The sequence below is a fragment of the Idiomarina loihiensis L2TR genome (assembly GCF_000008465.1).
Taxonomy (GTDB): Bacteria; Pseudomonadota; Gammaproteobacteria; order Enterobacterales; family Alteromonadaceae; genus Idiomarina; species Idiomarina loihiensis.
This window is the reverse complement of record NC_006512.1, coordinates 2,715,912-2,734,839: the sequence shown is the minus strand read 5'-3', so window position 1 is coordinate 2,734,839 and position 18,928 is coordinate 2,715,912. Positions and strand designations below refer to the sequence as shown.

18 protein-coding genes are annotated in these 18,928 nt (G+C 48.2%); 10 read left to right on the top strand and 8 right to left on the bottom strand.

Features of this window, described 5'->3' with window-relative positions; all coding sequences use genetic code 11:
* The first annotated feature begins 35 nt into the window (after nt 1-35).
* Entirely contained in the window at nt 36-458 is a 423-nt protein-coding gene (locus IL_RS13065) for an OsmC family protein (protein ID WP_011235774.1), read from the top strand.
* Here the strand turns inward: IL_RS13065 and rarD are convergent.
* Both rarD and IL_RS13055 read right to left on the bottom strand, forming a co-directional pair.
* Nucleotides 435-1,370 (bottom strand): EamA family transporter RarD, encoded by a 936-nt coding sequence (gene rarD, locus IL_RS13060; protein WP_011235773.1) that lies wholly within the window; start codon nt 1,368-1,370, stop codon nt 435-437. The genes IL_RS13065 and rarD overlap by 24 nt on opposite strands.
* Before the next feature lie 26 nt (nt 1,371-1,396).
* Entirely contained in the window at nt 1,397-1,861 is a 465-nt protein-coding gene (locus IL_RS13055; RefSeq protein ID WP_011235772.1) for a thioesterase family protein, read from the bottom strand.
* A 60-nt stretch (nt 1,862-1,921) separates the two neighbouring features.
* Between IL_RS13055 and recQ the strand changes: the two genes are divergently transcribed.
* From recQ to IL_RS13040, 3 genes are read left to right on the top strand one after another with little or no spacing between them, the layout of a single operon-like run.
* Nucleotides 1,922-3,766 carry a DNA helicase RecQ gene (gene recQ, locus IL_RS13050; protein ID WP_011235771.1) on the top strand — a complete coding sequence of 615 codons (1,845 nt, stop codon included), beginning with the start codon at nt 1,922-1,924 and terminating at the stop codon, nt 3,764-3,766.
* Nucleotides 3,767-3,775: 9 nt separating this feature from the next.
* Complete coding sequence (locus tag IL_RS13045) at nt 3,776-4,036, top strand: DUF3630 family protein (RefSeq protein ID WP_011235770.1); 261 nt, start codon at nt 3,776-3,778, stop codon at nt 4,034-4,036.
* Entirely contained in the window at nt 4,029-6,821 is a 2,793-nt protein-coding gene (locus tag IL_RS13040) for an EAL domain-containing protein (protein WP_011235769.1), read from the top strand. The genes IL_RS13045 and IL_RS13040 overlap by 8 nt, the downstream gene beginning before the upstream one ends.
* A gap of 27 nt (nt 6,822-6,848) precedes the next feature.
* Here IL_RS13040 and IL_RS13035 read toward each other — a convergent pair whose 3' ends face one another.
* Nucleotides 6,849-7,322 (bottom strand): Hsp20 family protein, encoded by a 474-nt coding sequence (locus IL_RS13035; RefSeq protein ID WP_011235768.1) that lies wholly within the window; start codon nt 7,320-7,322, stop codon nt 6,849-6,851.
* A 224-nt stretch (nt 7,323-7,546) separates the two neighbouring features.
* Between IL_RS13035 and IL_RS13030 the strand changes: the two genes are divergently transcribed.
* Nucleotides 7,547-8,551: a hypothetical protein gene (locus tag IL_RS13030; RefSeq protein WP_011235767.1), complete on the top strand. Its 1,005-nt coding sequence runs from the start codon at nt 7,547-7,549 to the stop codon at nt 8,549-8,551.
* A gap of 23 nt (nt 8,552-8,574) precedes the next feature.
* Complete coding sequence (locus IL_RS13025) at nt 8,575-9,399, top strand: mechanosensitive ion channel family protein (RefSeq protein ID WP_011235766.1); 825 nt, start codon at nt 8,575-8,577, stop codon at nt 9,397-9,399.
* Here IL_RS13025 and IL_RS13020 read toward each other — a convergent pair.
* Nucleotides 9,396-11,228 (bottom strand): ABC transporter ATP-binding protein, encoded by a 1,833-nt coding sequence (locus tag IL_RS13020; RefSeq protein WP_011235765.1) that lies wholly within the window; start codon nt 11,226-11,228, stop codon nt 9,396-9,398. The two genes, IL_RS13025 and IL_RS13020, sit on opposite strands and share 4 nt — an antisense overlap.
* Before the next feature lie 115 nt (nt 11,229-11,343).
* Here IL_RS13020 and IL_RS13015 point away from each other — a divergent pair, with 115 nt between their 5' ends.
* A complete protein-coding gene (locus tag IL_RS13015; RefSeq protein ID WP_011235764.1) occupies nt 11,344-11,763 on the top strand; it encodes a DUF6746 family protein in 420 nt (139 codons plus the stop codon).
* A 4-nt stretch (nt 11,764-11,767) separates the two neighbouring features.
* On the opposite strand, the gene IL_RS13010 is transcribed toward IL_RS13015, so the two are convergent.
* A complete protein-coding gene (locus tag IL_RS13010) occupies nt 11,768-12,874 on the bottom strand; it encodes a threonine aldolase family protein (protein WP_011235763.1) in 1,107 nt (368 codons plus the stop codon).
* Nucleotides 12,875-12,881: 7 nt separating this feature from the next.
* Nucleotides 12,882-13,133, bottom strand: a complete 252-nt coding sequence (locus tag IL_RS13005) for a hypothetical protein (protein ID WP_011235762.1) — start codon at nt 13,131-13,133, stop codon at nt 12,882-12,884.
* 94 nt (nt 13,134-13,227) lie between these two features.
* Here IL_RS13005 and IL_RS13000 point away from each other — a divergent pair, with 94 nt between their 5' ends.
* Nucleotides 13,228-15,099, top strand: coding sequence for a DUF885 domain-containing protein (locus IL_RS13000; RefSeq protein ID WP_011235761.1), 1,872 nt, complete (start codon nt 13,228-13,230; stop codon nt 15,097-15,099).
* 15 nt (nt 15,100-15,114) lie between these two features.
* Nucleotides 15,115-15,981 carry a tetratricopeptide repeat protein gene (locus IL_RS12995; protein WP_011235760.1) on the top strand — a complete coding sequence of 289 codons (867 nt, stop codon included), beginning with the start codon at nt 15,115-15,117 and terminating at the stop codon, nt 15,979-15,981.
* On the opposite strand, the gene IL_RS12990 is transcribed toward IL_RS12995, so the two are convergent.
* Complete coding sequence (locus IL_RS12990) at nt 15,978-17,087, bottom strand: sensor domain-containing diguanylate cyclase (RefSeq protein ID WP_011235759.1); 1,110 nt, start codon at nt 17,085-17,087, stop codon at nt 15,978-15,980. The genes IL_RS12995 and IL_RS12990 overlap by 4 nt on opposite strands.
* A gap of 86 nt (nt 17,088-17,173) precedes the next feature.
* The gene (locus tag IL_RS12985; RefSeq protein WP_011235758.1) at nt 17,174-17,788 is read right to left on the bottom strand and encodes a LysE family translocator; all 615 of its coding nucleotides are present in this window, start codon (nt 17,786-17,788) and stop codon (nt 17,174-17,176) included.
* Nucleotides 17,789-17,970: 182 nt separating this feature from the next.
* On the opposite strand from IL_RS12985, the gene IL_RS12980 reads away from it, so the two are divergent.
* Nucleotides 17,971-18,867, top strand: coding sequence for a glycosyltransferase (locus IL_RS12980; protein WP_011235757.1), 897 nt, complete (start codon nt 17,971-17,973; stop codon nt 18,865-18,867).
* The last annotated feature ends 61 nt before the right edge of the window (nt 18,868-18,928 follow it).

The following is an 18,928-nucleotide window of genomic DNA, read 5'->3' as shown; positions in this document are numbered from 1 at the left end:
TTTAAGGTACATACATACAATGTCGGAGGCATTTTATGAAACGCTCTGCAAATGCACAGTGGAAAGGTAGTATAAAAGAAGGTTCAGGCGTTGTTTCAACGCAAAGTGGTGTTTTAGACAGTACCCAGTACTCATTTAAGAGCCGCTTTGAAGAAGGCAAAGGCACCAACCCGGAAGAACTTCTGGGTGCGGCGCACGCAGGCTGTTATGCCATGGCGTTTTCGTTAATGCTGGGTGAATCTGGCTATGAGCCGGACAGTATTGATGCTAAAGCCGAAGTGTCGTTAGAAGAAGATGGTGACGGCTTCAGTATCGCTAAAATTCATCTGAAGGTGAAAGCCAGTATTCCGGATATTGACGAAGACAAATTCCAGAAACTGGCTGAAAAAGCGAAAGAAGGCTGTCCTGTCAGCAAAGTGCTGAAGGCTGAAATCTCAATGGATGCCAGCCTCAGCTGAAGCTAACTTCTTCTTCGCTTTACGATCACGCTGGCGCTGTATAATAGAATCGAAACTGTACAGTGCCAGCGCACTCCAGATAATAATGAAAGTGACCAGCTTACTTTCTTCTAAAGGCTCACCGTAAACCACTACCGCCAAAGCAAACATTAATGTTGGAGCTATATACTGGAAAAAACCCAGTGTCGCATAACGCAGGCGCTGTGCTGCTGCGGTAAAACACAGTAGTGGAATGGTTGTGACCAGCCCGGCGGCAACGAGCAACAGGTTTAACGTCCACGGGTTAGCGGTTAAATCACTACTGGCTGATTCGGCAAACACAAATAGATAAATAAGCATTACCGGGAATAGAATCGCAGTTTCAAGCCAAAGTCCGCTAATAGAATCGACCGGCAGACGTTTGCGAATGGCGCCGTAAATGGCAAAACTAGAGGCTAAAGCCAGAGCCACCCAGGGTACCGAGCCAAAGGTAACAATTTGGATGGTAACGCCCACCACGGCCATAGCAATGGCAACTAACTGCAAGCGGCGCATACGTTCGGCAAAAAACACCATTCCGATAGCCACATTCAATAATGGGTTAATGTAGTAGCCGAGGCTGGCATCTAACATGTGGTTACTGTTGACGGCCCAAATAAATAAAAACCAGTTACCACCCAGCAGGCAGGTTGCCAGGGTTAAGCGTAGTACTAATTTGCGGCTTTTCAGAATAGGGCGAATGCGATCCAGTCGCTTCATGGCAACTATCAGCACAAACACCATCAAAAATGCCCAGATAATTCTATGGGAGAGTATTTCTAGTGCAGGTACTTGTTTCACCAGCTTGAAGTAAACCGGTGCTATGCCCCAAAAAGTATAGGCTGCAAGTGCGAAAAAAACGCCTTGCCGCGCCCGAACAGCGTCATCGGACATGTCGATAGAATCCTTTTTTATCAGCGTTAGCCGACCAGATAAGTCCCGGTTCCGAACGCTATGTGCGTGCCTTCTTCGTTGTGCAACTCCATCCGTGCCACCGCTACTTTATTACCTGAGCGGATAATGGTTGCGCTGGCTATGAACTCGGTACCGCGTCCCGGACGAAGATAATCAACCCGAAGGTCAATAGTACCACAACGGCTCAGACGCTCCATTAAATAAGCTTCAGTAGGAGACTCCAGTCTGTCGACCATGCCGGCAATAGCGACCAGTCCTCCGGCGGTGTCCAGGGCTGTTGCGGTAACCCCGCCGTGCAGCATACGCTGTGGCACATTACCCATAAGTTGTTCCTGCCATTTAAATCGAATTTCACCACGCGCAGGGTTAAACTCCGTAATTTCCAGGCCAAGCAGTGCCTGGAACGGAACCTGAGTGTTCATAAACTCGGAAACTTTTGTCAGTATTGTTTGTGTATTCATTTTCGGCATGGTGATTAGCGGACAGGACGCTTACAATAAGAGCATGTTACTCGGGAAGTCAATATAACCATGCACAGCAGTACCGCCGAAAAAGCACAATTTGATCCGCTTAAGCAGCAGCTTGAATCTACCTTTGGCTATCATCAGTTTCGTGATGGCCAAGAGGATATTATGCAGGCCGCTATGCAAGGGCGTGACTCTCTGGTGCTGATGCCAACCGGCGGCGGTAAGTCGCTGTGCTACCAGTTGCCGGCTATTTGTGGTGACGGCCTTACCCTGGTTATTTCACCGTTACTGTCGTTAATGCAGGATCAGGTCGAGGCACTTAAAGCTCTGGATATTTCCGCGGCGACGCTGCATTCCGGGGTGTCATCGCAAGAATCTATGGCAACCATGCAAGGGCTTCAGAGCGGTGACATTAAGCTGCTTTATGTAAGTCCAGAGCGGGTTTTACAACCAACCTTTATTGAACGCCTGCAAACCTTAAAGCTGAATTTTATTGCGGTGGATGAAGCCCACTGTATCAGCCAATGGGGACATGACTTCCGGCCTGAATACGGCAAACTCGGAGTACTGCGTAATTACCTGCCCAATGTGCCTTTTATGGCATTAACGGCAACCGCAGACTCTGCCACCCAGCACGACATTATTGAACGGCTGTGTCTGCGCGAACCTCTGGTGCATCGCAGCTCGTTCGACCGTCCCAATATTCGTTACGTGGTGCAGGAAAAGTACAAGCCGCTGAAGCAGGTTCGTGACTACGTTAAAAAGCAAAAAGGCGCCGCCGGAATTATTTACTGCGGCAGCCGCAAAAAAACCGAAGAGCTGTCGGAAAGTCTGCAGCAAGCCGGGGTGCGCGCTGCACCCTACCATGCCGGTATTGAGCACCAGATAAAGGAAAGCACCCTGCGCCAGTTTCTGCGTGACGACATAGATGTTGTTGTTGCGACGGTGGCCTTTGGTATGGGTATTAATAAGCCCAACATTCGTTTTGTCATTCATTTTGATATTCCCCGCAGCGTTGAATCTTACTATCAGGAAACCGGGCGTGCTGGCCGAGATGGTCTGCCAGCCGAGGCTGTCATGCTTTATGACCCGCGCGACGCGCAATGGATACGACGCATGATAGAAGATCAGGAGAATGAGCAGCGGCGCTTGGTCGAGGCGCAAAAGTTTTCAGCTATGCAGGCTATGGCAGAAGCGCAGACCTGCCGGCGGCTGGTGGTGTTGAATTATTTTAATGAATACTCGGATAAGGAATGCGGAAACTGCGATTTGTGTCTGGATCCGCCCCAGCGCTACGACGGTCTGGAAGACGCTCAAAAAGCACTGAGCTGTGTATACCGAGTCGGTCAGCAGTTTGGTATTAACCATGTAGTTGAGGTTTTGCGTGGTTCAAAAGCCCAACGTGTTCTCGAGCTGGGACACGACCAGTTGAGCACGTACGGCTTAGGCAAGTCGGAAACTCAGGAGCACTGGTTTTCGGTGTTACGGCAGCTCATTCACCGAGGGCTTATTCTGCAGGACATTCGGCGTTTTGCAGCACTTCAGCTCACTGATGCAGCCCGCCCTGTGTTAAAAGGCGAAGTTCCGCTGGAACTGGCTAAGCCGCGAATAGAATTAACTGCAACCAAAACCCGAATTACCGACCGGGGTGACTATAATAAAATTTTGTTCCGGCGTTTGCGTAAGTTGCGTAAAGACATTGCTGACCGTGATCAGGTGCCGCCTTTTGTGGTGTTCAGTGATGCGGCACTGGTGGAAATGTGCGTACACTATCCCACAACAGCCAAAGATATGTTAGAAATCAATGGTGTTGGAGAAGTTAAACTGGCACGTTATGGCAATGAGTTTATGCAGGCCGTGGAAGCTTTCTTGTCCGGAGCCAGCGAGCGGCAATTATTTAACGGGTAAAGAGTAACAATGGAAGACAACGTCATTACGCTAAAAAGTACGCCACCGGAAGCTGACCATGAGCTTTGGGTGAACGAACTTTGTGAGCGTATTGGTGCTACCATCCGTGAAAAAGAATGGGCTGCGGACCAGTTTTGCTGGCGTTTGAGTATTAACCAGCGGCACTGGCTGCTGTTCTACTCGGAAATTTGTGATGCCGTCTGGTTACAAGCTCTGGAAGAACCCGAAGCTACAGTAAAAGCACTCCTGGTGGAGCATGGTTATGTTTAACTACTTGTTTGCCGCACTACTGTTAGCGTTAACTCTGATACCACCGGCTTTTGCTCAGGATCCTCTAACCGTCTCCCCGCAAAGCTCGCGCTTAATGCTGAATGAACACTTCAATTACCGGGTGGTCAATGCCAACCTGCAAGTTGAGAGCATTGCTATTGATGAACCGCAGCGATGGTTAAGCCCGGAGCAGTTGCAGGCTCATAACTACGCAGGTGAACGACCCAATGTCTGGGGCGTGGTTCCTTTGTTTAATCGCAGTAACGCGCCGCTTACTCTTCACCTGCATTTCGCCGACCCTTACCTGGAACAAGTTGGGGTTTATTTACTGGATAAAAATGGGCAAATAGAAAGCAGTAACATCAGTCGGTTTTCCACCCCGCTATTACAGCGAAATTATTTATCTCATGAGCAAATTCTGCCGGTAACCTTACCCGCTAACAAAATTGTCTGGTTGGCTGTGTCGGTGCAGCAATGGCCGGAACAAATGCCGTCTATAGGTCTGTGGCAGCCAGGCGACCTACAACTGCGCCTGCAGCAGCAACAAACAGCTTTGGGGGTTAACGCCGGTATTCTTATTCTGTTGGCTTTAGCTGCGGCAGTTTCAGCGCGGTTGTTCGGTAGCCGCCTGTTAATTTCCTTTGGCGGTCTGACATTAACCTTTACCCTCGCACTTTTATCACACAGTGGTATCTGGATTACTTACTTCACACCATACTCACCGGACATTGCTGCGGAGTTGAAGGTGTATATCAGCCAGCTCCTGATCCTGGCTCTTAGTTGGTTTATATGGGAATGGTCGCGTTTTCGCTTCAAGTTCTCCCGTTTCAACCGTATTGGTTATGCAGTAATGATGGTGGCAATTGCGTTGACCATTTTGTTGCCGTGGCTGTCGGAGCCCTGGCGGTTGGCTTCTGTATCCTGGCAAATTAATGCGTTATTGCTCTGGGGCGGAGTGGTTATTGGCCGTAGCCTGCAGAAGCAACCTGTGGCGGGTCATAAATGGCAAACGGTATTGATGGTTCTGACCATTATATCCGCCTGGCTACTGGTTTCACCGCGCTATAACCCAATATGGGAAGGGCTTTCCGGGTTACTGTTGTACAGCGGCCTGACTTTAGTCACAACTATGTTTTTGCTGGCGCTTGAGCGCTACCGATTTAGTCGCCTGGTACAGCGCATTAGTAATTTAAAACGTAACCGCAAAATTTTAAGGCGGCGTTTATGGCGTATTTTAAGACGAACCGGAGAAGGTTGGTTCAGAGTTAACCCCGACGGCAGTATTAAACAGGTTAACCGGCAAATGATAAAAATTCTGGCGGCTCACTCTCTGAAACAAATTCAGATGCACTGGCCAAAAGGTTTTAGCATTGAAGGCCAACGGCAACTGGTTTCTATTGAGCGGCTTGATGGTCGTAAAGTGTGGCTCGATATTGAATTGTTTCCTGACAATACCGGGCGTATGGCCGATGTAACAAAACGTATGGAAGCAGAAGTTCATCTTAACTTTTTGGCACATCACGACGCCGTAACGGGCTTATTAAATGTGCGCGAGTTTCGGCGCCTGCTGCAATCCCGTCTGGATAGAAAAAAGACAACCAGCGTTACCATTATTCGTCTTAATGGTTTGCAGGTTATTGCGGATCAAGCGGGTGCTGACGGCCGTGATCAGGCCATACTACAGCTGACATTATCCTTACAGCAAAAAGCACCTAAAAGCGCGCGTGTCGCACGCATAAGTGAAGCAGAAATTGCGCTGCTGACGAACGAAGATGAACAAGCGGCGTTTGCTCAGGCGCATCGTTTACTGCAAGTTTGCAGAGAGTTTCGTTTTAGTAGTGAAAAACGTATTTTTCAGCTGACAGGTCACGCCGGTATTGCTTACAGTCATGACGAAAGTCTGGCCGCCAGCACTATCATGAGGCAAGCCCGGGAAGCCGTGCAGCTGGCAATGCAGCAGGGTGACTACAGAGTACACACGCACAGCGAAGCTGATCAGATACGTTTAATTGGGCAAGCTGAGGAAGAGTGGGAAGCGCGGCTGAAAAAAGCACTGCGGGAAGAAAACTGGCAGTTGTTTGCGCAGCCACTGGTCAGTGCCGCAAAAAGCGAAGATAAGCATTGCTTCGAGTTGTTATTGCGACTGCCGGGTAACGAGAGTGACGAGGCTATTGCTCCGCAGCAGTTTTTACGAGCCGCTCTTAATGCAGGCGTTATGGGTAAAGCTGACCGCTGGCTGGTCAGGGAAGTTATTGAGCATTTTAATGAACAACCCTTTGAAGCTAATCGCACCTGGCGCTGTCATATTAATTTGTCCGCGCAAAGCCTCGAAGATGTCGACTTTATTCGCTTTATAGAGCAAATCCTGAAGCATTCTATATTACAGCCGGAGCAGTTGGTCTTTGAGGTGGCAGAACCTGATGCCAATGAGTATTTTGATGAAACTTACCGTCTGTTCAGAGAGCTTAAGGACTTAGGTATTGGTACTGCTTTAGATCAGTTTGGTACCGGCTTTAATTCGTTCCGGCTTATGCGGCAATTACCGTTAACGCAAATTAAGGTTAACAGGTTTTGGGTGCAGGACATGCTGGTAGATGCGGTTGATGCGGAGCTGGTCGCCAGCTGTGTGCGCATTGCTAAGGTTCTTGATATTGAGGTATGTGCAGTCGGTGTGGAAAGTGATGAAGCACGTATTAAGCTCACTCAGCTGGGCGTAGACTATATCCAGGGGTTCGTCTGTGGGCACCCAGTAGAGTGGCAACGTCAGGAAAAACAGGGCGGCTAATTGCCGCCCCTCATCCAGTGCTTAAGTTTAAGCAGCACTTTCCTTACTTTTGGAACGATCTTGCAGCAGGTCTTTAGTTGAACTGCTAATGTCGATACGTTTCGGTTTCTTGGCTTCAGGAATGTTCTTCACCAGGCCGACCGTTAACAGACCGTTCTTTAAGGCTGCGCCAGTGACTTCAATGTGTTCAGCCAGGCTGAACTTACGTTCGAAGGCACGGTTTGCAATGCCGCGGTGCAGATATTCGCGTTTTTCGTTTTCTTCGGCTTTCTTGCCGGTCACACGAAGCACACCGTTCTCTACTTCAATTTCCAGATCATCCTCTTCAAAACCTGCAACCGCCAGTGTAACGGCGTACTGGTTTTCTGCTACCAGTTCAATGTTGTAGGGAGGATATCCGGTTGCACCAGTATCTGAGCGTAGTGCCGAATCCAGCAAAGATGCCATGCGGTCAAAACCTACACTGCTACGATATAGAGGGCTTAAGTCGATAGTTGCCATAGTCATTCTCCTTTGAAGCAATAACTTTAAAATGTTTAATTAAGTGACACACCATGTGTCGGTTAAGGCGGCTCTCTCAGAGACACCTGCCTTAACTTCTATATGTGTACTGCTCAATTTGGTTTCAAGAGTCGGGTTGCGAAATTTTCATTGGACTCTGCTTCAAGGCACTCTATTATCGGGGCTAAGCAATATTTTATTTATTTGTGAAAAGGATTCTCAGGATGGCCGAAGAGCCAGAAAAAACGTGGCAATGGGTAACAGTCGATGACTATGAAAAACTTGCCGTGCCCACCACGATAAAGATAAAAAAGTGGTGGAAAAAATTTGTTCGCTGGGTCACGCCTGAGCAAGAGCATGAAGGTGAGGAAGAGCAATCGCAAGTACTGGAACTGAGTTTTGATACCGCTGCAGAGACCCTGGATGATTGCTTTTCTGACTGGTTAAATGACGATGACGATAGCAGCTTACGCTGGATTATTGCGCCACCTCACTCTGGTGTTGAGGAAGCGGTGCAAAAGTGGGCTGAGAAGCATAGTCTAGCGGAAGTGAGCCTGCCCGACAGAGAGTCACTTTGCGACCCTGATGATTCTCCTATGCCGGAGTTTTCGCCTAAGTCCGATGATAATAACCCCTGGATAATGCCGCAGTTAGCACACAGCTTTCTGCGCCAGACGAACGGTTTGCGCTGGGTGCGGGAATTCTTCTCTCAGGTACTCTCCGGTGAAGCTGGTAAAGGCGTTATTGTCTGTGACAGCTGGGCCTGGGCTTTTCTGGAAAAAGTCTGGCCGGTGCCGGTAAATCAGTTATGGACATTGCAGGGGCTGGATCAAAACGCCCTTGAGCAACTGGGGCTGGCTCGCGGAGATGGCCGTTTACGGGCTTTAGCCGCGTTAAGCCGGGGTAATGCTGGTGTCGCTGCGGCCTATTCTGACCGTTATCAACGTGGCAGCGAAAAGGCCTTTGACACACCGGCGCTGCCCTCAGAGATAAACGATGCCACTGCTTTTGTTTGTTATGCCCTGCTGCTGCATCGGGGGATGACTAAAACACAGTTAGTGCAGGCGTTGCCGATAGTTTCCGGTAGCCAGCTTGAAATTCAGTTACAGGTACTTAAACAACGCGCCTTGATTGAGCTTGAGCAAGAGCTTTGGTATGTCACTGCACGCGGCTACCCTGTTGTCAGGGATTTGCTCATGTCCCGCGGTTTTTGGTTAGACCGGTTTTAACGGTGCGGGCTTAGGAGAAAGTAATGGAAACAGGTTCAGTAAAAGACGTTGCCGGGCTATTCAAGTCGCTGGACGGCTTCGCCATTTTTGAAATTGCTGTGATTTTTGCCCTGGCACTGGCCGTCGTTTGGCTTACCCAGCGCGTTTTACCCTGGGTAGCCGCGCATTTGCACGGAAAAAGGCGATTATACATTCTGGCAATGGTGCCAATGATCCGCATAGTGGTTCTGGTTATTGCGCTGGTTATGATTATTCCGCGTATTATTGAGCCCACTTTGCAAAATATGGTGGCGACACTGGGTGCTGCCGGTCTGGCGATAGGTTTTGCCTTAAAAGATTACGTCAGCAGCTTAATTGCTGGCGTGGTAGCTATTCATGAAATGCCCTACCGTCCGGGTGACTGGATAGAAGTTGACGGTAGTTATGGCGAAGTTACCCATATAGGCATGCGTACGGTCGAATTGGTAACCAATGATGACACCGTTATTTGGGTACCACATTTAAAACTCTGGGATAACTTAATCCATAATGCTAACAACGGTGGTCCCAGCTTAATGTGCATTGCTGAATTTTATACTCAGCCAGAAGCCGACGCCTATCAAATTCGCGACGCGCTGGAGGAAGTGGCGCTGACCAGCCCTTATCTGCAACTGGGTAAGCCAATAGCGGTTACTGCAGCAGAACAACCCTGGGGCACAAAGTATCGCTTAAAAGCCTACCCGATAGATCCCAGGCAACAGTTTCAGTTTATTACTGACATGACCGCCCGGGGGAAAAAACGGTTAATGGAACTGGATGTACGCTTCGCCAAGGTTGAATCGGACGAAGCGTACGAACTCACTCATTAAGCTTCTTCCGCTAAAAAGCCACCGGACTGGTGGCGCCACAATTTGGCGTAGAGTCCATCCTGAGCAAGCAGCTGTTCGTGGCTGCCCTGCTCAATAATCTCCCCCTGATCCATCACTACCAGCTTGTCCATAGCTGCAATAGTGGATAAGCGGTGGGCAATAGCAATAACCGTTTTGCCCTGCATGAGCTTATACAGGTTTTCCTGAATGGCGTTTTCTACTTCCGAATCCAGCGCTGAGGTTGCTTCGTCCAGAATCAGAATGGGTGCATCTTTTAGCATGACTCGGGCAATAGCAATTCGCTGGCGTTGACCACCTGAGAGTTTCACGCCGCGCTCGCCGACATGGGCATCCAGACCGGTACGACCCTTGCTGTCACTTAAGTCTGCAATAAATTCCTCACAATGTGCCTGACGCACCGCCTTCATTAAGTCCTCTTCACTGGCATCGGGGCGCCCATACAAAATGTTGTCACGTACTGAGCGATGCAGCAAAGAAGTGTCCTGAGTCACCATGCCAATGTTCGCGCGCAAACTGTCCTGCTGCACTTTATGAATGGGCTTATCATCAATACGAACTTCGCCGCTCTCAACGTCGTAGAAGCGTAACAGCAAATTGACCAGAGTGGACTTACCCGCCCCTGAGCGTCCGACAATACCGACTTTTTCACCCGATTTAATGTGCAGATTAAAGTCATCCATAACGCCATGACCTTTGCCATAATGGAAGCGAACATGGTCAAAATTAATGTCGCCGGAAGTCACGTTTAAAGCGGGCGCATTGGGTTCATCGATAATGCGCTGTGGCACCGCAATAGAGCCAATACCGTCCTGAACGGTACCAATGCTTTCAAACAGCGTCGACATTTGCCACATGACCATTTGCGACATACCAAACAAGCGCAGAACCAGACCGATAACTACAGCAACAGCGCCTAAAGTCACAGCATTATCCATCCACAGCACAATGGCCGTAGCAGCAGAGCTGAACAACAATGCGCAGTTTATAAAATAGAGGAAGCCGTAAAGCTGAGTAACCAGGCGCATTTGCTTATGTACTGTTCCCAGAAAAGTGTCCATGCCCTCGTGCGCAAAAGAAGCCTCGCGCAGGGAGTGTGAGAACAATTTAACGGTTTGAATATTGGTATAGGAGTCGACAATGCGTCCGGTCATATTAGAACGGGCATCTGCCTGTTCGGCTGATATTTTACCCAGTTTAGGCACAAAGTAGCGTAACAACAGAGCGTACAGAATAAGCCAGCAAGCCAGCGGCAGCATCATTCGCCAGTCGGCATTACCAATAATGACAAACATCCCGAGGAAGTAGACAGCGACGTAGTTCACCACCTCAATAAAGGTCATGATGCATTGCCGTAGCGCGAGTGAAGTTTGCATTAATTTGGTGGCGACCCGGCCGGCAAACTCGTCCTGATAGTAACTCATAGACTGCTTCATCAAATAGCGGTGACCCAGCCAGCGAATGCGCATGGGGAAGTTGCCCAGCAATGTCTGGTGGGTCAGCATAGAGTGGAACCAGACCAGCAAGGGCAAACCGACTAACACCAGAGCGCTCATGCCAGCCAGTGGCCAGAACTGATCGTTTAATAGGGTTTCTTTATCCTGTGCTGACAGCCAGTCAACAATTTGCCCTAAAAAGCCAAACAACCAGACTTCGGCAATGGCAATAGCGGCCATAAGAGCTGCGGTGACTGCAATAAAAGGGGTCGCCCCTTTGGTGAAATGCCAGCAGAATGCAAAAAATCCGGTAGGAGCCTGAGTCGGTTCCTCCGTAGGAAAAGGGTTTAATCGGCGCTCAAACCAGGAAAACATTGCTTCACTCCTTGAGATACATCAAGCTAAAGGGTATCAGGTTCACCGCCGTTCATCTTGTAAAAAACGGACACATGAACAATAATGATAACTATTAACAATAAATGAGGTTTTTATGAAACTTTTGTCCATGATGGCTGCAGGCGCGGCACTGCTTTTTAACGTAGCGGCAATGGCCGACGACGATGATCAGCAATACCAACATTTTAAACCTGAGCCAGCCGAGAATCTGGAACAGGCTATTATGAACCTGAACGAGTATAACGCGAAACTGCAGGAAATCGTGAATGGCGATTTAACTGCACAGGACATGGCTAAAGTTCATGAACTGACCTACACACTGGAAGTGGCGCTGGCGCGTTTAAGCAAAGAACTGGATATTGCAGCGAATTCGCTGGAAGAAGTTCATCTGGGTTCTGAACAAATGAATAAACAGCGCGTTAAAGGCTTTGGTAAAAGCTACTTGGACACACTGAACCATGTGTTGGGCGAGCATCGCAAACACCACAAGGGCGACCGCAAAAAGCAACATTAATAACTTAGAGTGTATCCAAAAACGCCTTAAAGTGTCGTAGCCAAAAACTCTGTGGCTGCGACATGGCGTTTCTGCCAATTGAAACTTCGCAAATAGCTTCGTTGTTCATTTCAGCTCTTGGCAGTGGTAATAATACGACCCCGGTATTGCTGGCATAATCCGTTATTTTTTCACTCAGTTCATTGGCTTTTAAAGCAAAATGAAGATGAAACATGGCTACTTGCGGTGTTTCTGGGTTAACTCGTACGCCATTCAGTGCGCTAAGTGCCTCTCCAAGTGCGCGGGCGTAATTTACGGCTTCCGGCATAATTGGCAGGTTTTCCTTCAGGCCGTGGCGGGCAGACAGTACTTGCGGATATTGCGTAATAATATTACCCCCAGCGCGGCGAGCCCAGATTTTCGCTTGCTCAATAAAGCCCTCTGAGCCCGCAAGTATCGCTCCTGAAATACCGCCTAAGTCTTTATAAAAACTGACATAAACCGAGTCAAATAACTCACAGACTTCAGGCAGTGAGCAACCATACGCTGCTGGCACTTGCCATAAGCGCGCACCGTCCAGATGCATAGCAATATTGTGTTGTCGCGCCCACTCTGACTGCATGACTAAGTCATCCCAATTCGGCAGTTGCCCGCCAATTTCGCGCATGGGCAGTTCCAGTAGTACGCTCGCTAAATCATCCGTTTGCACCGACTTAAGGTCGTTAAGTGTTATGGGGTTATCGGCAAAACCTGTGGTAGTGCCGTTGAGCTTCCATAAAGCTTCAAACCCCATGTGTTCGTGCAGCATTAAATGCGAGGTTGGGTGCAATGCCACGCCGTTGCGCTGGCGCTCATCGGCATGCACGCGCAAAGCCAAAGGCTGTGCCAGAGTACCGGTTGGCAAAAACAAAGCCGCCGGTTTGCCTAATAACTCTGCCACTTCGTCTTCAAAATCATTAATAAGCGAGCCGCCGCCATAAACGTCTCTTTTCTCATTCGGTTGCAGTTGCTCCGCAAGCAGCCTCAGCTCGTCGGCCATTGAGTTCTGCGGTTGCCGCAAAAGTGAGACGCTGGCCTGTTCAACGGCGTGTTGGTAAGCCTGTTTGGTTTTTTCACTAATTGAGACTGACATGCTGCACCTATTTTGAATGGACTTTACCGCCAATAATTTTGTAAGCAGGGGTGCCGCGTATCATGGTTTCGCGCGCAAACTCCTGCCCACAACCGGGGCAATGGCATGGTGTGGTCGTGTGGTCTTCAACAATCCGCTCAATAAAGCATTTTACTAAAGCGCCTTTGCCACCTTTGCGATATTTAAATATGGGCGTTTTGCACTGCAGACAAGAAATCTGCACGGTGCGTACCGGCCCTTTCTTGTTCGGTTTCGCCATAAACTCTTCGGTTATAATTTAAGCATTTCCATTAGTGTAACAAGCACGCTATAGTTTTTCTTCCTGTATCAAAAGAAGAATAAAGGACACTGCTATGCGTTATTCCATTGTCGCCCTGGCTGTTTTGGGCTTATTAACGGCTTGTGGGCAACCGCAAGAAAACAATTCTGGCCAAAATTCTCAAACGGCAGCTGAGCAACCTAAACAGACTGAGCAAAGCTCGCAATCTGAAACCGAACGTCTGAATCAGTGGTTTGAGGAAAAGTACGAAGAACAACTTCAGCAAAGCCCTATTCAAATGACCTTCCTGGGTCGCAAAGATCGCTACGGCGACATTGACGATATGACCGTAGCCGCAGAGAAAAAGCAGTTAGAGTGGTTAGAAGGAACCGTTGAAGAGCTGAAAGCTAACTTTGACTACGACAAGCTAAACCTGGAAGCTCAGACGTCTTACGACGTTTGGGTTTACCAATACGAACAGGCTAAGCGTAATGCCGAATTCCGCGGCATGGACTACGTATTTGACCAAATGCGTGGCGCGCACACCTTCCTGCCGCAGTTTTTAATCAACTTCCACCGGGTTGATACTGCCGAAGACATGGAAGCTTATATTTCCCGTCTGGAAGGTGGTGCAACCGCTATTGAACAATTATTGCAGCGCGCCGAACAGCAAGTAGAGAATGGAGTTCGCGCGCCGCGTTTTGCGTATGAGCAAATTATTAAAGAAGCCAAAGGGCTGACCTCCGGTGCGCCGTTTGACGAGGAAGGCGACTCAAGCTTGCTTGAAGATGCTAAGAGTAAGCTTAGCTCGCTTCAGGAAAATGATGTTATCTCCTCCGAACAAGCCGACAAATACGAGAAAGAAGTGCGCAAAGTGCTACTAGAGCGTTTCCAGCCAAGTTACGAAGCACTTATTAGCTTCCTGGAAAGCGATATTAAAAACACCGACGAAGTCGCAACCGGTGTGCATCGCTTGGAAAACGGCGAAGCTTATTATAATGCTTTGCTGAAGAACTACACCACCACAGATTTAACGGCTGAGGAAATTCATCAAATAGGCCTTGATGAAGTCGAGCGTCTGACCAATGACATGATAGCCATTAGAGAGAAAGTCGACTTTGACGGTGATTTGCAGGACTTCTTTGATTATATCCGTACTGATGAGCGCTTCTTCTATCCGAATAACGACGAAGGCGCAGAGATGTATCTGGAAGATTCGCGTGAGTACCTGGCTTACATTAATGAAAAGCTGCCGGAATATTTTGGAATTTTGCCAAAAGCCGACTTAGTTGTGAAACGCGTTGAAGCCTTCCGTGAACAAGACGGTGCAGCCCAGCACTATTACCCCGGTTCGCCTGACGGTGAGCGTCCAGGTATTTACTATGCGCATTTGTCGGACATGAGCTCTATGCCGAAAAATGAGATGGAAGCCATTGCCTATCATGAAGGTAACCCGGGTCACCACATGCAAATTTCCATTGCGCAGGAACTGGAGTCAGTACCGGAATTCCGTACTCAGGCTGGCTTTACGGTTTACACCGAAGGCTGGGGTTTATATGCAGAGCAATTAGCCAAGGAAATGGGTGCCTATGAAGACCCTTATTCTGATTTTGGTCGCTTAACCACGGAAATGTGGCGTGCGGTACGTCTGGTTGTGGATACCGGTATGCACGCTAAGGGCTGGACCGAAGAGGAAGCGGTTAAGTACTTTCAGGAACATACGCCGATTGCTGAAGGTGCTGTGCGTTCAGAAGTTCGTCGCTATCTGGTTATGCCGGGTCAGGCAACAGCTTATAAAATTGGCATGATCCGCATTTTGGAACTGCGTGAAGAAGCCAGAGATGCTCTGGGTGACAAGTTCGATATTCGCGGCTTCCATGACACCGTTCTGGGTGGTGGTGCACTACCGCTGCATATTCTGGAGCGCCGTGTTGATCAATGGGTTAAAGAGCAGAAAAAAGCCTAACTAAGGAGAGTTATTGTGAAATGGCTAGTATTGGTGCTGACTGCTGCTTTATTTCTCCCCGGCGCTTATGCCGGGGAGTCAACTAAGCAAATTATTCAAAATCATTTGTCCGAACAGCGGCTGGATGACGCCGAAGATACCGTGGAAGACTGGGTCAAAAATGAACCTGAAAATGCTGAAGCCTGGCATATACGGGGCATTGTTATGGCCCAGCAGGCACAGGACTCTTTTTTCAGTGCGCTCAGTTATGCTGGCAAGTCTGTCGACTCTTTTGAAAAAGCCGTAGAGCTTGAGCCTGGTTCGCTGGAATATCGCACTGCGTTACTGCAGTTTTATATGATGGCACCTTCAATAGCTGGTGGTGATGACGAAAAAGCATTGGCGCAAATTGAAGCCTTGAGAGAAATCGATGCGGTTGAAGGAGCATTTGCCCGAGTTAAATATCTGGAACATCATGAAAAAGAAGAGCAGGCGCGGACGCTAGTGAATGAAATTTTAGCTGAGCATCCGAATAACGCCGACGTTCTGGTTTATCTTGGTTTTCAGGAACAAAAAGACGGGAACTATGAAAAAGCGTTCTCTTTTTTTGAACAAGCGGCTGAGGGTGAATCGAGGAAAGGCGAAGCTCCGGTAATGGCTTTATACCAATTTGGTAAAACCTCTGTTTTGGCGGAAGAACACCTGGATAAAGGCATTGTGGCACTGCAACAGTATTTGGACGCTGAGTTACCGGACAGCGCGCCAAAAGCTCATTGGGCAAACTTTCGGTTAGCTCAACTGCTCGCCCTGAAAGGGAATGACGAGGAATCTCAGCAGCTTATCGCCAGCCTGAAAAAGGTTGATGATAAAGAGCTTCAAAAGCAGTTGTCCAGCTGGAACTAAGTGTCTAAGTAACCCCGGTTTCTACCATCAGACTTAGCGCGATACAGCGCTGAGTCTGCTTTAGATATCATGCGGGCAATTAAGTCTTCAGTGTCTTCATCTGCCCTGGGCTTATGAATATAGCCCCCAATGCTGATAGTCAGGTAAGGCTCAACTTCCGAGGGCTCATGTTTTATCTTCAAATTCCGCACGGCTTCTAATAGTTGATTCATGCTTTCTTTCGTTTTTTCTTCATTGGTAGCGGAAATAACCGCAACGAATTCCTCACCACCATAACGTGCGATAAAGTCGGTATTGCGCTGTAACTGATCAAACATTGCGTCAGCAACAGACTTAAGAGCCTGGTCGCCCTGCAAATGCCCGTAATGGTCGTTGTAGGGTTTGAACTGATCAATATCAATAATGAGTAAAGCCAGCGGTGTTTTATGACGCGAGGCTCGCTGTATTTCGTTAGTAATACGCTCATCGAAAGCGCGGCGGTTGGCTATGCCGGTTAAACCGTCCTGTGCTACTTGTGCCTGCAGCATGCGGTTGGCTTTTTCCAATGCTCGCTGTGTATGAATGAGCTCAGAATAGGTCCGCTGGCGCTCCAGCGTATTCGCTACCATATCGGCAACCAGGCGCAGACGACGAATTTCTTCCGGTGTCCACTGCCGTTCTTGTCGCACCATGTCGCAACCGACAAAACCTAGCAGGTGTTGGTTTGCAACCAGGCCAACACAGATAACCGACTTAATTTGTTCACGTTCAAATTCCGCTTTCTCGGCTGTTGCTTCCGGAGGTAAAAAATCAATATTATCCACAATACATTTATGGTAGGTCTTTATCTGCTCAAAAAACCAGGGTAAGTCTGCCGTCTTAACCGCTTGTAGGTCTGATATGTGTGCCTGATAGTCAGTTCGGACCCATTCATGGGTATTAGTCATGTGTTCGAGGCTGTCATTAAACTCAAAAACATAACAGCGATCAGCGTCGGCGTAATCGCCGATGGCAGCAATAACCTCTTCTATGCATTCGTATGTTTCAGCCGGCTCGCTGTTAATAAGGCGGGTTGATAGTTCAGAGATAAGCTGATCAAAAGATATTTGCTCAGTTTTTAGATCCATAGCTCACCCCTGTGCTGTTTTAACCTTTAGGTAACCATTAACGAGTTTAGTCTAGGTTGTTATTTTTATGTTAACTCAATAAAGGTTTAAGCAAAATAAAATTGTAATATATCCTCTACGACAGGAAGCACAGAAAAGACCAGTAGTAAGGCCATGGAAATATTAAAAATTCTTTGCGCGGTGTGGTTAGTTAGCAATTGACGCAGTCCGGCGCCTGCAATGAGCCAAATTCCCACACAAGGGAAAGCTACAGCCAAAAAGGCGGCTGTTATCTCTATTACCTCGGACCAAAGTGTGCCAGCTACGGTGGTAAATGCTGCAACCGCGCCGGTCGCCATAACCCAGGCTTTACCGTTAACCCATTGAAACAGCACCGCCTGCCAGAAAGTCAGGGGATTGCGGTCGCCTTTTTCAATGGTTTTCGGTGTTTGTGAGCCAATAACCCAGGCCAGCCAGAGCAAATAAAGCGTGCCGGCAATCTTTATCAGTTGGTGCAGCAGTGGAAACTGTTCCAATATGGAACCGAAACCCATACCAACCACCAGTACCATAGCCGGAAAGCCAAAGCAGATGCCCAGGAAGTGCGGCAGGCTGGCTTTAACTCCGTAGTTTACCCCAGACGACATGATCATAATGTTATTAGGACCCGGTGTTATGGTGGTTGAAAAGGCAAAGAAAAATACGGCGATAAAGATTTCCATAAGCAGGCCCTGTTGACTTCTTAGCGGATATGAAGCGACGTTAAGGTTAACTAACGGTAATAAATAGTTAACAATTCAAAGCTACATTAATAATATCAAGGTTACAAAGTGAACTAATGTTCTGTAACCTGTGTCGAAAATATCACATTCTTTTTAAAAAACGAAAACGGGGCAATAACTTAATGGCGACACAGCATTGGCTACAGCAGAGTAAAGAATTCGTTTTACGATTTGCAGTTTCCAGCCCTTTTCCTGCCAGTTGGTTTTACGATGTCCCCCAGTCTACAGAAATTGATGATATAACCAGTCCCCCAGAGCATATCGAAATAGTCAGTCATTGCTGGAACTACTCGCATTTATTCGTGTACCAGTTGAAGTCGTTGGTTGACCACGCACCCAAAGACTTTAAAGTGACCCTAACCGGCTTCTACTGCCCTGAAGACAAAGAGACAGTTGCTTTAATTGAAGAATATGCCAGTAAGAAAATTGATAATATTGAGTGGAATTTCGTAGCGCTTGAAAAGAACGATTTAATGCGGCGCGCTATTGGTCGCAATAAGGCCGCGAAAGAGACCAAAGCCGACTGGATATGGTTTACCGACTGCGACTTAATGTTTGGGGAAAATACCTTTCCCAGCTTGAAAGAGGCACTCAGTAATGAGTCCTGTATTCTGGTGTTCCCTGAAAAAGTTGCTCGCACGGCTTTGTTGAGCAAAGAGCACGACGTTCTGTGTAACGGGAGTGAAATTTCGGCTGATGAATGCCTGAAAAAAGCCGGTTATAACTACCATACCTTCAGCAAAGCAACGGGTCCCGTACAAATTACTCACGGTGATACCGCCCGCCGTTATGGTTATTGTGAACAGACAAGTTGCTACCAGGAACCGAAAGACCATTGGGCTAAAGCCTATGAAGACCGCGCGTTTCGCTGGTTACTGGGCACGCACGGAAAGCCGCTGGATATTGAAGATGTATCCATTATCCGCCATGTAGAAAAAGGCCGTTATAGAAAGGACTCGGCCTTTTCCGAAATGCGCAAGGCCAACCGGCAGGCCAAGGACAAGTTACTGACCAAATAAGCGCGTCGATAAGTTGCTCTATAACTAGTAAGATAATTCGCTATTGATTAGGATGGATGTC

Coding starts and splice junctions, on each gene's coding strand:
- IL_RS13045 (WP_011235770.1), top strand. CDS start 3,776: ATGGAAGACAACGTCATTACGCTAAAAAGTACGCCACCGGAAGCTGAC.
- IL_RS13040 (WP_011235769.1), top strand. CDS start 4,029: ATGTTTAACTACTTGTTTGCCGCACTACTGTTAGCGTTAACTCTGATA.
- IL_RS13035 (WP_011235768.1), bottom strand. CDS start 7,322: ATGGCAACTATCGACTTAAGCCCTCTATATCGTAGCAGTGTAGGTTTT.
- recQ (WP_011235771.1), top strand. CDS start 1,922: ATGCACAGCAGTACCGCCGAAAAAGCACAATTTGATCCGCTTAAGCAG.
- rarD (WP_011235773.1), bottom strand. CDS start 1,370: ATGTCCGATGACGCTGTTCGGGCGCGGCAAGGCGTTTTTTTCGCACTT.
- IL_RS13005 (WP_011235762.1), bottom strand. CDS start 13,133: ATGGCGAAACCGAACAAGAAAGGGCCGGTACGCACCGTGCAGATTTCT.
- IL_RS13065 (WP_011235774.1), top strand. CDS start 36: ATGAAACGCTCTGCAAATGCACAGTGGAAAGGTAGTATAAAAGAAGGT.
- IL_RS13055 (WP_011235772.1), bottom strand. CDS start 1,861: ATGCCGAAAATGAATACACAAACAATACTGACAAAAGTTTCCGAGTTT.
- IL_RS13025 (WP_011235766.1), top strand. CDS start 8,575: ATGGAAACAGGTTCAGTAAAAGACGTTGCCGGGCTATTCAAGTCGCTG.
- IL_RS12985 (WP_011235758.1), bottom strand. CDS start 17,788: ATGGAAATCTTTATCGCCGTATTTTTCTTTGCCTTTTCAACCACCATA.
- IL_RS13015 (WP_011235764.1), top strand. CDS start 11,344: ATGAAACTTTTGTCCATGATGGCTGCAGGCGCGGCACTGCTTTTTAAC.
- IL_RS13010 (WP_011235763.1), bottom strand. CDS start 12,874: ATGTCAGTCTCAATTAGTGAAAAAACCAAACAGGCTTACCAACACGCC.
- IL_RS12980 (WP_011235757.1), top strand. CDS start 17,971: ATGGCGACACAGCATTGGCTACAGCAGAGTAAAGAATTCGTTTTACGA.
- IL_RS13030 (WP_011235767.1), top strand. CDS start 7,547: ATGGCCGAAGAGCCAGAAAAAACGTGGCAATGGGTAACAGTCGATGAC.
- IL_RS13020 (WP_011235765.1), bottom strand. CDS start 11,228: ATGTTTTCCTGGTTTGAGCGCCGATTAAACCCTTTTCCTACGGAGGAA.
- IL_RS13000 (WP_011235761.1), top strand. CDS start 13,228: ATGCGTTATTCCATTGTCGCCCTGGCTGTTTTGGGCTTATTAACGGCT.
- IL_RS12990 (WP_011235759.1), bottom strand. CDS start 17,087: ATGGATCTAAAAACTGAGCAAATATCTTTTGATCAGCTTATCTCTGAA.